At 42.8% G+C, this 14,979-nt stretch carries 14 protein-coding genes, 1 pseudogene and 1 riboswitch; of the genes and pseudogenes, 7 read left to right on the top strand and 8 right to left on the bottom strand.

What is annotated here, in order from left to right:
* Nucleotides 1-40: 40 nt before the first annotated feature.
* Complete coding sequence (locus R7E42_RS03195; RefSeq protein WP_017633789.1) at nucleotides 41-1,027, bottom strand: LacI family DNA-binding transcriptional regulator; 987 nt, start codon at nucleotides 1,025-1,027, stop codon at nucleotides 41-43.
* Between the two features lie 235 nt (nucleotides 1,028-1,262).
* Here R7E42_RS03195 and R7E42_RS03190 point away from each other — a divergent pair, with 235 nt between their 5' ends.
* The 3 genes from R7E42_RS03190 to R7E42_RS03180 all read left to right on the top strand — a co-directional run bounded on the left by R7E42_RS03190 (nucleotide 1,263) and on the right by R7E42_RS03180 (nucleotide 5,277).
* On the top strand, nucleotides 1,263-2,702 hold the full coding sequence (locus R7E42_RS03190; protein ID WP_062731055.1) for a sucrose-specific PTS transporter subunit IIBC: 1,440 nt from the start codon (nucleotides 1,263-1,265) through the stop codon (nucleotides 2,700-2,702).
* Between the two features lie 165 nt (nucleotides 2,703-2,867).
* Nucleotides 2,868-3,791 carry an aminoimidazole riboside kinase gene (locus R7E42_RS03185; protein ID WP_053349293.1) on the top strand — a complete coding sequence of 308 codons (924 nt, stop codon included), beginning with the start codon at nucleotides 2,868-2,870 and terminating at the stop codon, nucleotides 3,789-3,791.
* A 31-nt stretch (nucleotides 3,792-3,822) separates the two neighbouring features.
* Nucleotides 3,823-5,277, top strand: coding sequence for a sucrose-6-phosphate hydrolase (locus R7E42_RS03180; RefSeq protein ID WP_258656500.1), 1,455 nt, complete (start codon nucleotides 3,823-3,825; stop codon nucleotides 5,275-5,277).
* Nucleotides 5,278-5,402: 125 nt separating this feature from the next.
* On the opposite strand, the pseudogene R7E42_RS03175 reads toward R7E42_RS03180, so the two are convergent.
* A pseudogene (locus R7E42_RS03175) lies at nucleotides 5,403-5,513 on the bottom strand (dihydrofolate reductase); the annotation flags it as partial.
* Nucleotides 5,514-5,766: 253 nt separating this feature from the next.
* Here R7E42_RS03175 and yghU point away from each other — a divergent pair.
* The 3 genes from yghU to R7E42_RS03160 all read left to right on the top strand — a co-directional run bounded on the left by yghU (nucleotide 5,767) and on the right by R7E42_RS03160 (nucleotide 9,596).
* Nucleotides 5,767-6,624: a glutathione-dependent disulfide-bond oxidoreductase gene (yghU, locus tag R7E42_RS03170; RefSeq protein ID WP_005373705.1), complete on the top strand. Its 858-nt coding sequence runs from the start codon at nucleotides 5,767-5,769 to the stop codon at nucleotides 6,622-6,624.
* Nucleotides 6,625-7,807: 1,183 nt separating this feature from the next.
* Complete coding sequence (locus R7E42_RS03165) at nucleotides 7,808-8,977, top strand: D-alanyl-D-alanine carboxypeptidase family protein (protein WP_053304564.1); 1,170 nt, start codon at nucleotides 7,808-7,810, stop codon at nucleotides 8,975-8,977.
* A 211-nt stretch (nucleotides 8,978-9,188) separates the two neighbouring features.
* Nucleotides 9,189-9,596: an SPOR domain-containing protein gene (locus R7E42_RS03160; RefSeq protein ID WP_005373701.1), complete on the top strand. Its 408-nt coding sequence runs from the start codon at nucleotides 9,189-9,191 to the stop codon at nucleotides 9,594-9,596.
* Nucleotides 9,597-9,646: 50 nt separating this feature from the next.
* Here the strand turns inward: R7E42_RS03160 and R7E42_RS03155 are convergent, their stop codons facing one another.
* The 5 genes from R7E42_RS03155 to R7E42_RS03135 all read right to left on the bottom strand — a co-directional run bounded on the left by R7E42_RS03155 (nucleotide 9,647) and on the right by R7E42_RS03135 (nucleotide 12,540).
* Complete coding sequence (locus tag R7E42_RS03155) at nucleotides 9,647-10,120, bottom strand: peroxiredoxin (protein ID WP_054577743.1); 474 nt, start codon at nucleotides 10,118-10,120, stop codon at nucleotides 9,647-9,649.
* A gap of 126 nt (nucleotides 10,121-10,246) precedes the next feature.
* The gene (locus tag R7E42_RS03150; protein WP_318072334.1) at nucleotides 10,247-11,263 is read right to left on the bottom strand and encodes an adenosine deaminase; all 1,017 of its coding nucleotides are present in this window, start codon (nucleotides 11,261-11,263) and stop codon (nucleotides 10,247-10,249) included.
* Nucleotides 11,264-11,352: 89 nt separating this feature from the next.
* A riboswitch (purine riboswitch) is annotated at nucleotides 11,353-11,452 on the bottom strand.
* 237 nt (nucleotides 11,453-11,689) lie between these two features.
* Nucleotides 11,690-11,830 (bottom strand): PA3496 family putative envelope integrity protein, encoded by a 141-nt coding sequence (locus R7E42_RS03145; protein WP_017633782.1) that lies wholly within the window; start codon nucleotides 11,828-11,830, stop codon nucleotides 11,690-11,692.
* Between the two features lie 50 nt (nucleotides 11,831-11,880).
* Nucleotides 11,881-12,090, bottom strand: coding sequence for a hypothetical protein (locus R7E42_RS03140; protein WP_005373692.1), 210 nt, complete (start codon nucleotides 12,088-12,090; stop codon nucleotides 11,881-11,883).
* Nucleotides 12,091-12,330: 240 nt separating this feature from the next.
* Nucleotides 12,331-12,540 carry a cold-shock protein gene (locus R7E42_RS03135; protein ID WP_005373691.1) on the bottom strand — a complete coding sequence of 70 codons (210 nt, stop codon included), beginning with the start codon at nucleotides 12,538-12,540 and terminating at the stop codon, nucleotides 12,331-12,333.
* Nucleotides 12,541-12,941: 401 nt separating this feature from the next.
* Here R7E42_RS03135 and R7E42_RS03130 point away from each other — a divergent pair, with 401 nt between their 5' ends.
* Nucleotides 12,942-13,790, top strand: coding sequence for a pirin family protein (locus tag R7E42_RS03130; RefSeq protein ID WP_213904411.1), 849 nt, complete (start codon nucleotides 12,942-12,944; stop codon nucleotides 13,788-13,790).
* A 142-nt stretch (nucleotides 13,791-13,932) separates the two neighbouring features.
* Here R7E42_RS03130 and R7E42_RS03125 read toward each other — a convergent pair whose 3' ends face one another.
* Nucleotides 13,933-14,781, bottom strand: coding sequence for a patatin family protein (locus R7E42_RS03125; RefSeq protein ID WP_042522690.1), 849 nt, complete (start codon nucleotides 14,779-14,781; stop codon nucleotides 13,933-13,935).
* Nucleotides 14,782-14,979 lie beyond the last annotated feature (198 nt).

Below are 14,979 nucleotides of genomic sequence, written 5' to 3'. Positions count from 1 at the left end.
ATAAGAAAAGCGCCAACTGATTTCAGTTGGCGCTTTTTCATTAACAGGACTGACGCTCAATAGTTTTGAAGGTTAGTACCATCTTACTCATTTCAAAACTTCTGTTGGCAATTCTATCTAGTAACAGTTTCGCACCATTTTCCCCTGCTTTATCAAATGCATAGTTAAATGTTGATAAGGTTGGGGTGCACACTGATGCGAGCTCATCATCACCAACGCCTAGCACTAAAACGTCTTTACCCGGTGTTAACCCGAGCTCTTGAATCGCTCTCATCGCACCGATAGCAATACGGTCTGTCGCACAGAACAAGCCATCTAGCTTAGGGTTCTTTGTTAAGTGTTGTTTTGCCAATGAATAGCCAGAATCGATGGTAAAGTCACCACGAGCATGGAAGGCGAGCTCAAAACCATGATGCTGTAGCGCTTGAACAAATCCTTCAGAGCGTTGCTTATCTACCGCGATATCGTCACCTTGCACACCAATAAAACCCATAGTTTGGCAACCTTTTGCAACCAGTCTATTTCCCGCTTCAAACCCTACTCGTGCGTCATCATGAATGATGCTTGGAATGTTAAACATGGAACCATCTTGACCGACGAGCACAACTGGAACGGCTGAGTTTTGAATTGCTTTTACCAGCTTGGAATCGAGGTGGGTGGCGTAAAGAATGATCCCTTCAACCCGTTTTTGGTTAAAGATCTGAATGTATTCCAGTTCTTTTTCGTGGGCTTGGTGAGTGCTAGCAAGTAAGACATGTTTCCCGGCTTTTTCAAGGACATCGGTTAATCCATCGACACCTTGGGATGTGGCATGAGAGGAAACCCGAGGAACAATGACACCAACCAGATTGGTCTTTTGAGATTTTAGATCTTTAGCGACTTGGTTCGGCACATAGCCACACTCCGCTACTGCTTGGCGGACCTTCAGTTTTGTCGCTTCTTTTACGCCATATTCATCGTTTATAACCCGTGACACTGTTGATTTTGATACGCCAGCCAGACGGGCGACATCATGCAGACTCGCCATTGTTCCTATCCATTCTGTTTTTCGTTTTTGGGATTGTTTGCAAAGAGAAGATGAAAAGCTCTTTGATAAGTAGCGATTCTAACCTCCTATACTGCTCTTAGGGAGAGAATTTGACGATCATTCTCACATTCTCTCTGCTTTATCTTTGATCATTTGGTTTTATTGAGCAAAAATCTGTTTTGCAAACGTTCCCGAAAATTTCGCAAGCTCAGATAATAATCCAATGGGGTATGAAATGAATTATCCGGCAGTAGCAAAAGAGTTGTTAACTCTATTAGGTGGTAAAAGCAACATCACCGCACTTGCGCATTGTGCGACACGCTTACGCCTTGCCGTTGCAGATGAGCAAAAAATAGATGAACAAGCGATTGATAGCCTTGAAGGAGTAAAAGGGCAGTTCAAAGTTGCGGGTCAGTACCAAATCATTTTTGGATCAGGCATCGTAAACCAAGTTTATGCAGAAATGGCGAAGTTGACGGGGATGAGTGAAATGTCCACCAACGACGTTGCGTCTGCTGGCGCAGAGAAACAAAACATTGTTCAGCGCGCGGTGAAAGGGCTGTCTGATATTTTCGTCCCAATCATTCCCGCAATCGTCGCTGGTGGTTTGTTGATGGGTATCTATAACCTATTGACTGCTCAAGGCTTGTTCATTGATGGCAAATCTTTGATTGATGCCAACCCAGGACTGACAGACTTGGCGAACATGATCAACACGTTTGCGAACGCGCCGTTTGTTTACCTGCCTATTCTGCTGGCATTTTCAGCCAGTAAGAAGTTTGGCGGTAACCCATATTTAGGGGCGGCGCTAGGTATGTTGATGGTTCACCCTGACTTGCTGAATGGTTGGGGATTCGGCGGCGCATCTGTGTCTGGCAACATTCCGGTTTGGAATATTCTTGGCTTTGAAATCCAAAAAGTGGGTTACCAAGGTTCGGTGTTACCGGTTTTGGTATCGGCATTCATTCTTGCGAAGGTTGAGCTAGGCTTACGTAAAGTCATCCCTTCTGTTTTAGACAACCTTTTAACGCCATTACTGGCGATTTTCATAGCGGGTTTGCTGACGTTTACTGTCGTCGGTCCGTTCACGCGTGATATCGGTTTCCTATTGGGTGATGGTCTGAACTGGCTATACAACACAGCTGGCTTTGTTGGTGGTGCGGTATTTGGTCTTATTTATGCTCCGTTTGTTATTACTGGTATGCATCACAGCTTCATTGCGATTGAAACTCAACTTCTTGCGGATATTGCGACGACGGGCGGCACCTTTATCTTTCCTATTGCGGCGATGTCTAACGTTTCTCAAGGAGCGGCAGCGTTGGCGGTGGGCGTGATGAGCAAAGATAAGAAGATGAAAGGTATTGCGATTCCATCGGGTGTTACGGGTTTGCTGGGTATTACAGAACCGGCTATGTTTGGTGTTAACTTAAAACTACGTTACCCATTTATTGCGGCAGTTTGCGCTGCGGCGTTATCAAGTGCGTTCATCACAATGTTTAATGTGAAAGCTCAGGCATTGGGCGCAGCTGGTCTTCCAGGCATCATTTCCATTACGCCAGAGAAGATTGGGTACTACATCGCGGGTATGGTGATCGCGTTCTTGACCGCATTTGTTCTCACCATTGTTCTTGGTATGCGTGACCGCGCTAAAGTCGGTAAAAAAGCAGCGGCTTAATCTGAACTCCTTAAGGGTGGAGTCCCCCAAAATCCACTTCTTTTCCTAAATGTTTGGGGTGCTAGCCAAGCACTAATGGCTTGGCTAGCCTTTTTCAATTTTTACTTGGTAGTGAAGGTGTTCAACACGTTGGACTATCAGGGCTTTAATTTTAAGGTAAGCAAGATGAATCAAGTATGGGTAACTGGTGATGCAGTTGTCGATCTAATACCGGAATCTGAGACTTCTTTACTCAAATGTCCCGGTGGTGCACCAGCGAATGTCGCCGTAGCAATTGCTCGTCTATCTGGTAAGAGTGCGTTTTTTGGACGTGTAGGTGATGACCCATTTGGTCGCTTCATGCAATCAACGCTCGATCAAGAGGGCGTGAGCACGGAGTTTCTCGTTAAAGACCCTGAGCAAAGAACATCAACAGTGGTGGTAGATTTAGACGATCAAGGGGAACGCAGCTTTACATTTATGGTAAAACCGAGCGCTGATCAGTTTATGTCTGTTGAAGACATCCCAAACTTTAAGCAAGGTGACTGGCTACACGTTTGCTCAATTTCACTGGCAAATGAGCCAAGTAGAAGCAGCACATTTGAGGCGATCAAAAGAGCAAAAGCCGCTGGTGGTTTCATTAGCTTTGACCCTAACTTGCGTGATGAAGTGTGGCAAGATCAATCAGAAATCCAAGCTGTCGTGATGAAGGCTGTAGCGATGGCCGATGTGGTTAAGTTCTCTGAAGAAGAGCTTTTGTTCTTAACTGACTCAACGTCGATGGCGCAAGGTTTACAACAAATAGCCTCTTTGAATATTGCTTTGGTCTTGGTGACACAAGGTGCGAAAGGTGTTTGGCGCGTCTTTGAAAGTCAGAGTGAACTGATCACAGGTCAAGTCGTTAGTCCGATTGACACCACAGGTGCGGGTGATGCTTTTGTCGGAGGGCTACTGGCATGCCTGTCTCGGCATGACGATTGGAAAAATCATCCTGTTGTTAGCTCTGCGATTCAATGGGCAAATGGCTGTGGTGCATTAGCGACGACGCAAAAAGGCGCAATGACCGCGCTTCCGACCCAGACAGAGTTGCTGCAATTTATTGGGCAATGATCTTCAGATCCAATTTCAGTTGAGAAAAATTATGAGCTTAAACAACCGTTGGACTGTAGAGCAAAGATATCGTCGACTTGAGCAAATCCCTCAGTGTGATATCGAAGAAATGACACTTTCACGTCAGCAAGATAAAGGCTTTCCTAGTTTTCATATCGCCCCTAGATTTGGGCTGTTAAATGACCCAAATGGGTTGTGCTATTTCAATGGTGAGCACCACATCTTTTACCAGTGGACGCCTGTGGGACCAGTCCATGGAATGAAGTATTGGTATCACCTTTCTACTAAAGACTTCATCCATTTTACTGATCATGGCGTGGGTCTTCATCCCGACCAAGACTACGATTCACATGGTGTCTATTCGGGCGGCGCTTTGGTGGAAAACAACAAGGCTTTGCTGTTTTTTACTGGCAACAAGCGTGACCAAAACTGGAATCGAATCCCAACACAGTGTTTTGCCACCATGGATTCAGACGGCAGCATTGAAAAGCACGGTGTAGTCATTGAGAACGAACATTACACGGAGCACTTTCGTGACCCAAAAGTTTGGAAGAAAGGCGACGACTATTTGATGGTGGTGGGTGCTCAAACCAAAACCGAGCATGGTTCTATGGCGCTCTATCAAAGCAAAGATTTGAAAACGTGGCAGCATAAAGGTCCTATCAAGACCAAGTTCTCTGACCTTGGGTACATGTGGGAGTGTCCTGATTTATTTGAGATTAATGGTCAATCGGTGATGCTGTTTTCTCCACAGGGCGTGAGCAGTAGTAATCCTTATGATTTCAAAAACATCTATTCTGTCGCGTATATCGTGGGTGATCAGTTGAACCTAGAGTCGATGACTTTAGAAAACCACCAAGATATTTTACAGCCAGATTATGGGTTTGATTTCTACGCCCCACAAACCTATTTAGATGAGAATTGGCGTCGCATTCTTATTGCATGGATAGGGTTGCCAGAAATCGACACGCCATCGGTCACACACCAGTGGGCAGGAATGTTGTCTCTTCCTAGAGAACTAACGTTGAAAGATGGTTTTCTTGTTCAAACTCCACTCCCTGAGCTGAAGAGTTTAAGAAAAGAAGAGGTGGTCTTTGCACAATCCCATACACTGGAAAGCACAAGTTGTTTGATCCAATTAGACCTTGAGGGCGATGGCTTTGAACTTGAGCTGAGTAACCTCAAAGGTGACAACATCGTCTTTAGTGCGACAGAGCACGAGTTTATGCTGGACCGTCGTCACATGTCTCATTTGTACGCAGAAGAATTTGGTGGTATTCGAAAAGCACCAAGATTGGACGCTAAGCAGACGATTGAGATGTATATCGACAATTCTGTCATCGAGATTTTCATTAATGGCGGCAAACACACGATGACCAGTCGTTTCTTTATTGATGACCTCAATACGGTAACGTTGAGAGGGTTGGAGCAAGCAAGGCTTTTCCCTTTGAAAGGTATTACAGGCTTGTTTGAGTCATCTTTATAATTGGTCATATCAAGCGGAGTGCCTTTTGATATACGAGCCTTTTGATATAACAGCTCCTCAGTAGGCATCAAAAACGCCCTTCATATCTCCATGAAGGGCGTTTTTGTTCAAAATACCTAGGTAGATTATCTTTCACGCACGTAGGTCGTTTGAACTAAAGTATCCAAAACAACTTCACTCTTGGCGACTTTGAAGTTTAGCGGTTGTTCTAAATCCCCAAATAGAGGTGCGCCGCCGAGTGTAGCTTACTCATCGTTGGCATCTCGAACCTAGTTCACATTACCGTGACGTTTTTACTTATAGCGTGAAAGAAAATCCCATAACCAAAGGTTCTAACTAAAAGAGATTGCAGGACTTTTATTTAGCGAATTCGACCTAATATCTTGAGTATGCCTAATCGCAGTTGGCGAAGAGGTGATGTTAATAATGCTTGCTGGCGCGTAAGACCCGTCAGTTTGAAGATGCATTCAAACACAATAAGGGAAAACAATGGCTAACGAATACATTCCACCAAAAGTTTGGACAAACGATAATGAAAACGGCGGTCAGTGGGCGAGCATCAACCGTCCGGATTCTGGCGCACGTCATGAGCAAGAGCTTCCAGTTGGTGAGCACCCATTCCAACTTTACTCAATGGGTACCCCAAATGGTCAGAAAGTGACGATCATGTTTGAAGAGCTTTTGGCGGCTGGCGTAACGGCAGCAGAATACGATGCATACCTGATTAAGATTGGCGATGGCGACCAGTTTGGCTCTGGCTTTGTGGCTGTTAACCCAAACTCTAAAATTCCGGCATTGGTTGACCGTTCTGGTTCTGAGCCAGTGAACGTGTTTGAATCTGGCAACATCTTGTTTTATCTAGCTGAGAAGTTTGATCATTTCTTACCAAAAGAAGGCGCTAAGCGTGCTGAGGTAATGAACTGGTTATTCTGGCTGCAAGGTTCTGCGCCATATCTAGGCGGTGGTTTTGGTCACTTCTACGCGTACGCACCAGAGAAGTTCGAGTACCCAATCAACCGCTTTACAATGGAAGCAAAACGTCAGTTAGATGTATTAGACAAGCGTCTTGCGAACAATGAATTCCTAGGTGGCGATGAGTACAGCATCGCTGATATCGCAACATGGCCATGGTACGGCAACCTTGTGTTGGGTCGTGCTTACGATGCGGCTGAATTCTTAGACGTAGAAAGCTACAAAAACGTTGTGCGTTGGGCAAAAGTAATTGATGAGCGTGAAGCGGTAAAACGTGGTCGAATTGTGAACCGTTCATGGGGTGAAGAATGGGAGCAGTTACCTGAGCGCCACAGCGCAGAAGATATTGATAAAGTATTGAAACTTAAACCATAAGCAATCTTGGCCTAGCTACGTCAAATGAGTTTAGTTTTATCTATGCTTATACAGTGACCTTAATCAAATCTATAGCGCACCATATACGGTGCGCTATTTTTATTCTCATTTAGTCTCGAAATGCTAATTTATATCACCTCTTGAAGAGCATTTATTTCGTAGATGAATCTTTAATGTATTTATATATTATGATGCAAAACAAAGCTCATATTTCCATGTTAAATATGGACTGGTCATACTGCTTTCTAATAATTAAATTATTTAAAAATTATAAACTGATTTTATATCCATTATAAATAAAATTAATGATAATTAATATTTGACATAACCACTAAATTTATGTGGAATATGCGGGTTGATTTGTTTTGAAGAAATAAAATCAATTTCTAGTACTTTTATTTAAGACAAGCTTAGCTTTTAGCGATGTTTAATTATTAATGCTTATATCATGAAAGAGGATATGTATGATGTCGTCGTTTGAGTCGTACTGGGTTGGGATACGTCAAAGAATAGCCGCACAAACCGAAGGTAACCGCAGTTTAAAGTCTCTAGTCATTAAAAAGCAGCGTGTGAACTTAAATAACAGTGGGTTATCCTTTCGCGCTAAGTCCGGATGTCTTATCCCTCACTGTTATACCAAGTTCTCTGATGAGATAAACCTAAAAACATCGAAAAAATCGTCTCTTAGTTTTAAAAAAGGAAAGCTGTATTTTTCTCCAGTTTAATAATAAATGAAATTTGCATAAATTATAATATTAGGTTTTTAAATTTATCGATAATTAATTACGATTTTATGATGCGTTTTCAATATGTTTTCTTGGTAAATAATTAGCTGGGCTTATTGTTGATTGTTTTTGTTGTTTCCTATTTAGATATGGATAAAAGCTCAACTACTTTTCCTATACCAACTTACTCCCTGAATTGGCTTGCGCGCTTTTTCTCCCCTCTCAAAAAACATAGCGTTACGGAATTATTTTCGCTCCTGTTTCATTCTTCAAGACGAAAGCTCTACCTACCTCTCATTATTTTCGACAAACATTGAGTAAAAGTAACCAATCGTAACAAGGTGGCTGTAACTGAGCGCCGTTTCAATATACTCGTTTTTTAACTAGGTAATCCCGCGCTTTGAATTCATTCGGGTACCGTTTGTAAGCCTTAAATGCTACTAAGATAAGATGTCATGATGAGAAAAAGTACTATATTACACACAGTGTTAATTACAGGGTTCGCTGCTGTATCCTCGTTGGCTTATGCTGCGCCTTCAGTTGTGCCAAATGCGCCAGAACTCAGTTCTCGTGGTTATGTTTTGATGGACTTCCATACGGGGAAAGTACTGGTTGAACGTGATGCCCACAAACGTTTAAACCCTGCGAGTTTAACGAAGTTGATGACTGCTTATGTAGCTGGTCAAGAAATTAATACAGGCAATATTACGTTGAATGATGAGGTTGTCATCAGCAGAAATGCTTGGGCAAAAAATTTCCCAGATTCTTCAAAAATGTTTATTGAAGTCAATACTTCCGTTTCTTTGTCTGACTTATACCGTGGTCTGATTGTTCAATCTGGTAACGATGCCAGTGTCGCTATTGCTGAGCATGTTGCGGGAAGTGAATCAGGGTTTGTGAGTTTGATGAATAGTTGGGCCGCCAAGCTTGAATTGTCTAACACGGCATTCACCAACCCTCACGGCCTAGACAGTGACGGTTTATATTCGACACCTTATGATATTGCCAAGTTGGGCCAAGCGATTATTCGTGACTTACCTGATATCTATCCGCTGTATAGCGAAACCTCGTTTACTTACAATGGCATCACTCAATACAACCGTAATGGCTTGCTTCGTGATCGTAGTATGAATGTCGATGGCATGAAAACTGGTTATACAAGCGGCGCGGGTTATAGTCTAGCGACTTCTGCAACACAAGGTGATATGCGTTTGATTGCCGTAGTGATGGGAGCGAAGAGTGAGAATGTTCGTGAATCAGAAAGCAAGCAGCTGTTGAGTTATGGCTTCCGCTTTTACGATACGGTAATGCCGACTGAGGCGGGTGCGGAACTTGCGAAAGCTCGAGTTTGGATGGGCGAAAAAGACGAGCTTACTGTCGGCGTAGCTAACGATGTTTATCTCACTTTGCCAAAAGGAGATGTAAAAAATCTGCAAGCGGAAGTTGAATACAACGGTGATTTAGTTGCGCCAATTTCTGAGCAACAAGTGGTTGGTAAAGTGCTTTACAAAGTCGAAGGTAAGGTCGTAAATGAAGCCGAGCTAGTTGCATTGGAGTCAGTGGAGGAAGGCAGTTTATTCAAGCGAATTTTAGACTGGTTTAAGCAATTGGTCGCTAGCTGGTTCTAAACAGTAGCGAACTTCTGTCTATATCACTCTATCTTGTTAATGTTCTATTAAATCAATTTACTAAGGCGGCCAACGTGGTCGCCTTACGTTTTTGGAATACTCGTTGCGTTAAAACGCAGGCCTTCTTGTAAGGGTGTGTTTTACCTGACCAAGAGCGTTTTGTGTTTTTGGGTGCGAGAGAAAAGAAACTAGAACAAGAATGGAGTGACACGTGCACAAGATTTTATCTTTGACATTGATTTTATCGCTCATGGGCTGCGCTATGCCTTACCAGCAGGAGGTCGATAGCGGCCAATGTGTTGGAGTCATGACCTCTCAGGATGCATATGGTTATTTAAACCCAAACCATTACACGATGCAGGTACTCGCGCTAAAGCAAGAAAAAGATGTGAAAGATTATATTCGCTATATCGATCCTAAGCATCCGGTTTGGGTTAACTGGAAAAACAGCCGAGGCACGCGTTGGTATACGGTAACTGTTGGTGATTTTAAAACGAAACAGGATGCCTACAATGCGCTTTCTTCATTACCAAGCCGTGTAAAGCAGTCATCCCCGTTTGTGCTGACTTTTGCGGAAATGCAGCGTAAGCAACAAACGAGTGTTGTGAGAATGCGTTAGCCAACAAAAAACGGAAGCGATGGCTTCCGTTTTTGTATTTAGGAGTAAGCTTAAAGCGCCGCTAAAATCGTTTCTGCTTTGCTTGCTTCAAACTCTTTTGGCTCTTCAACGTTTAGCTTAGTCACTGTGCCGTTTTCAATGACCATTGCGTAACGTTGTGAGCGAATACCACCAAAGCCGCCTGTATCCATTTCAAGACCTAATGCTTTAGTAAAGCTAGCGTCGCCATCACCCAACATCAAAATCTCAGAAGCGTTTTGAGCTTCGCCCCACGCTTGCATCACAAATGCATCGTTTACAGAAACGCACGCAATTAAATCAACACCTTTTGCCTTTAGCTCATCAGCTAATACCACATAGCCTGGTAGATGGGCTTCTGAACAGGTAGGGGTGAATGCGCCAGGTACAGCAAAGAGTACGACTTTCTTGTTCGCAAACAGCTCTGTAACGTCGTGGTTCACCATACCATCGGCAGTCAACTCACTTAGAGTTGCAACTGGTAGAGCTTGGCCTTGTTGAATCATGATTCTATTCCTTTTTGTGTGCTAGTTTAGCTTTCTCAGTCTAGCGTTTATAAATGCGGTTAACCACAGAGTTTTTGTAGGGTTTTAATACCTACGCGTTTGGCCTAAGGCGTGGCACTGATGCCTTTATTGCAAAGCTTCGTGCTGGTTTACGTATTGGCTAACAAGGTGACGATATTTCGCCTTTAACTCGTTATCGATAAAGCTGGCATCAATCGCGTTCATTGTAAATTGGGCAAGTTCACTCTTACTCATTGGATGTGCGTTGTTGACGGCCAGAAAGTTATCCGTCATGTAGCCACCAAAGTACACAGGATCGTCTGAGTTAATCGTTACAGCGACACCTTTTCGTAGCAAATCCACAATATTGTGATCTTTCATATCGTCGAATACACATAGCTTAAGATTCGATAACGGACACACTGTCAGTGGCATTTGGCTTTCGATTAAGTATTCAACTAATGCTTCATCATCAACACAGCGAACACCGTGATCCACGCGGCTCACGTAAAGCATTTCAATTGCATCGCTAATATTTTGTGCGGGGCCTTCTTCACCTGCGTGAGCAACGGTAAGTAAGCCTTCTTCTACTGCTTGTTTAAATACGCGCTTGAATTTAGCTGGCGGATGACCTTGTTCTGAAGAATCTAGTCCAACACCAATGATCTTATCACGGTGTTTCAGAATAGCCTGTAGGGTCTCTATGGCGCTCTCTTCTGAAAGGTGACGGAGAAAACACGCAATAATTTGCGAGGTAATGCCAAGTTTTTCGTGACCATCTTTTAGCGCACGAGCGATTCCATTGATAACAGTGTCAAAGTCTATGCCGCGTTCTGTGTGTGTTTGAGGGTCAAAAAAGATTTCGGTATGAATAACGTTGTCTTCTTTACAGTGCAGTAAGTATTCCCAAGTGAGATCGTAAAAATCTTGCTCAGTACGCAGAACTCCCGCTCCTTGGTAATAGAGGTCGAGAAATGATTGTAAGTCTGTGAACTGATATGCGCTGCGTAGTTCACTCGGAGAAGAGTAAGGGATCTCGATGCCGTTTCGTTTTGCTAATTTGAATAAGAGTTCCGGCTCAAGTGAACCTTCGATATGTAAGTGCAGCTCTACTTTTGGAAGACCTTGAATAAATGCGTTCATATTCCACCTTATGTGTATTGTGGATGCAGTTACTCTAAGAATAGGTATAGATAGAAATAAATCGAACGCTATCACAAAGAGTAAGACCCACGATGATCTCAACTCTTCGTAATCAGCACTTTGCGGGAACTGGTAGAGACCCCCAAACCATATCATTGGGGTTATACGAAGCAAACGAGAGGGATTATACGCAAAAATATCGCTTTGGCTATACGCAAATAACCTAACTGTCATTAGTCACGGGTTTCCCTGTGAGCGAAACGACTATTTGCAAGTCACTTGAGTATAGAGGAGCCAGTTGTTTTTGCGTGTGTGAGAGGCACGTGTAATTAGAAGAGTAGTCTAAAAGAGTGGAGATTCGTTTGAGCAAAGGTAGGTGGCGGTACCTTGCACAACGATAAAGGCAGAGAAAGCACTAGAGAGCATTTATAGATCGAATAACTTATCAAATTCTCTTTGTTCCATAATGTCTTCTATGCGGCGTCGAGTTTTCTGCTTTACCGCCGCCGCGTTTTGTTCAGACTCTTTTTTGTCTTTTTCTGACTGCTTCTTACTTTTTCTAGCCATTGGATACCTTCCAAATTAGTTGCATTATCCATTAATGCATGAAAACTGAATCAGTTAACAGTAAAACTTCCTAACTTTGAACCTGAATCACAGAGAATAGTTCCAGATTGCGTTTTCTCACAATATTCAAAATCGATCATGAAGCTATGAGAAAGAAGTTTCGGTAATACGTGTCTTCGTAAAATATCACCATTTAATTGATGTATTTTAGCGTTCCAAGAGGTTTGAGGTTGTTCTAAATTAAATTCAATTTCTAACATTTATTCTCCTGTTTTTTAGTGATTTTCTCTTTGTTAAGTAATTGATACCAATGCCTTTGACGGCCAGTTCTTTTTGAGGACATGATTTTTCCTATAAATAATAAATTAAGCAGTACTATTCAGTTTATTTTAGATAGCACAAAGCAATGCCTAAAATTAGGCTGAGTGATTGATGAAAGAATATTTTTGAAGGAGAGAGGTTTGGTGCAGCATGGGCATGCTACACCAAGAAAAGCAGTCTTATAGAGGAGTTACTTCAGTCGCTTGAGGACCTTTTTTACCTTGCTCTACATTGAAGCTTACTTTCTGACCTTCAGTCAGTGTTTTGAAACCGTCAGAAACGATAGCGTTAAAGTGTACGAATACATCTTGACCGCCGTTGTCTTGAGATAGAAAACCGAAGCCTTTAGTTTCGTTAAACCATTTTACTGAACCAGTTACTTTAGACATAAAAATACCTTTGAATTAAACATTAAAATTATGATTTGTTTTGTGGATCTTTTCTAAGCTATTGAATGTTCAATCAAGAGGAAGTTGTACGCAGGTGTCTGAATTGGGGATTCAAGATTTTACTGAGAGGAAACTTAAACTAAATGTTGCATTAACAGCTCTCTTCTAAGAGCCAAGGCACACTATACACCTTGTTTAGAAAATAGCTACATTTATTTTAGATAAATTAAATGTGCTCATTATTAACTCGATAAATTGTATTGTTCGAAAAAGTTGAATAAGTAGAACGAATAGTATGGCTCATAATTTTAGCTCATCAACCTAAAATAGAACCTTATCGATAGCCATAGATTGAACATGCGATTTGCAAGCGGTCACATAGATAAACTAGGAGAACTAGTATGAGTACATTCAGAGACATTCGTCAGCTTATTCCTGCGCAAGCTACTGCTGATGGTGATGGAGTGAAAATTCGCCGAGTAGCGGGTTTCAATAATGCTAGCTTTTCTCCATTTTTGATGATGGATGAACTCAAATCAGAAGACCGCGCTGATTATATCGGCGGTTTCCCTCCGCATCCGCACCGCGGTATCGAGACGCTTACTTATATGTTGAAAGGTCATTTCCAGCATCGTGATCATATGGATAATGTTGGTGAGCTTCGTTCCGGTGGTGCACAGTGGATGGCGGCAGGAAGAGGCGTCATCCATAGCGAAATGCCTATTATGAAGGAAGGCGAACTGCATGGTTTCCAAATTTGGATTAACCAGCCTGCGAAAAATAAGATGCAGCCAGCTCAATATCATGACTTTCAACCTGAAACGATCACTGAGTTTGATACTCCGAATACGGGGGTTGTACGTTTGATTGCGGGTCATATGACTATAAACAACGAACGAATTCAGGGGCCGCTAACAGAGACAGGTGTTGCTGCCACGGTAGCCGATTGGAGAGCGATGGGTGGTCAAGCTTTGAATTTGAACACGGATCAAGACAACAACATGATGCTCTATGTCTATAAAGGTCGTATTCAATTAAAAGGTCGTGAGATCAATCAAGGCGAAATGGCCATTTTATCGAAAGGTGAATGGGTTGAATTGCAGGCCGAAAAAGAGAGTGGTGCACTGATCTTTATAGGTGAGCCAATTAATGAACCCGTGGTGCATTATGGCCCTTTTGTCATGAATAGCATGGAAGAGATAGAACAAGCCATCCAAGACTACAACTCTGGGTTGTTTGAAACTTACTAGTTTTGACAGCCTACTCGCTTTCTCAGTTAGCGAGCAAATTAAAACAGTTTTGAGCCTGAATATTGGGCTCGACCAGAAGCAAATACGATAATCCACTGCCATCGAATTTGCGTTAGCCACGTTTAATCCACGTGGCTTTTTTCTACTTCTGACTCCAGCGTATGATGGCTTCCTTTCCTGCTTCAATTCCTAACTCATAAGCATGACGCAGTGGTGCTGGCGATCGACTCAGCCGTTTCAACTTGAATGTTTCAGGAGGACACACTTGAATGATTTCGATACCAGGTGGTGGGTTGTTGATCAGCGCTAAGGTCTGATTGTAGCGAACTTCACGTGTCAACATAGGTTCAATTAATCCGGGCGTTTCTTTCAACATCCTCCTAGTTAGGGCGCTGAATTTTCCTCTTGGCTTTTGATAGCTTGCGGGCTGACTGCGTAAAACCATAATCTTTTTGGCTCCTCGCTTTATTGCTTCTGCAACAGGAAGTGCGTCTGAGACGCCACCATCAACGTATTGAATTCCGTTCAGTGATACGCCATTTCGGTAAAGTACAGGCAGTGCGCTGCTGGCTTTCATTGTTTCTGCCAAGTCGTCGACATCAGGAAGGTGGTACTCCGCTTGCCCATTGTCTTGACGCGTCACGCCTAAAAAGAAAGGTCGTGAATCAGCTTTGAGCGCAGATTTATCGATTCCAAGTTCTTCGAGGGTGACATTCCACATCCAGTCTAAGTTCATCATATCACCACCACGTAGAAGTTGAGATGGAGAGATAAATTCTTTTCTTAAGCTGTAATCGAGGTAGATTTTTAAGTTACGTCCGGGCATTTTAGCTAAGTAGGCAGCCAAGTTGCTAGCACCCGCAGACACTCCCCAAAAGCTATCAAATGGAGAGAACTCGCTAGCAAGAAAATGATCGAGTATGCCGCATGAAAATACGCCTCGCATGGCTCCACCTTCGACAATCAATGCTCGAGAGCCTACTTTTTCCATCACTTCGCTCCACTCTTTATCAATCGGATAATAGCGTGCAGCTTAACGCATAATGGTTTTATACCCAAGTGGGCCAAAGGTCTATTGGTTGCGTTCCTTTGAATAAAAAGGGCATCAACGGATGCCCTTGTCACTTTTAGCTTATGGAATTGCGGGTAATTGAGTCGCTAATTTAGTGAAGGAGACCGAGCGAATTAG

This window comes from Vibrio sp. Vb1337 (assembly GCF_033338715.1).
Taxonomy (GTDB): Bacteria; Pseudomonadota; Gammaproteobacteria; order Enterobacterales; family Vibrionaceae; genus Vibrio; species Vibrio alginolyticus.
The sequence above is the reverse complement of the archived record's forward strand: the minus strand, read 5'-3'. Positions and strand labels throughout refer to the sequence as shown.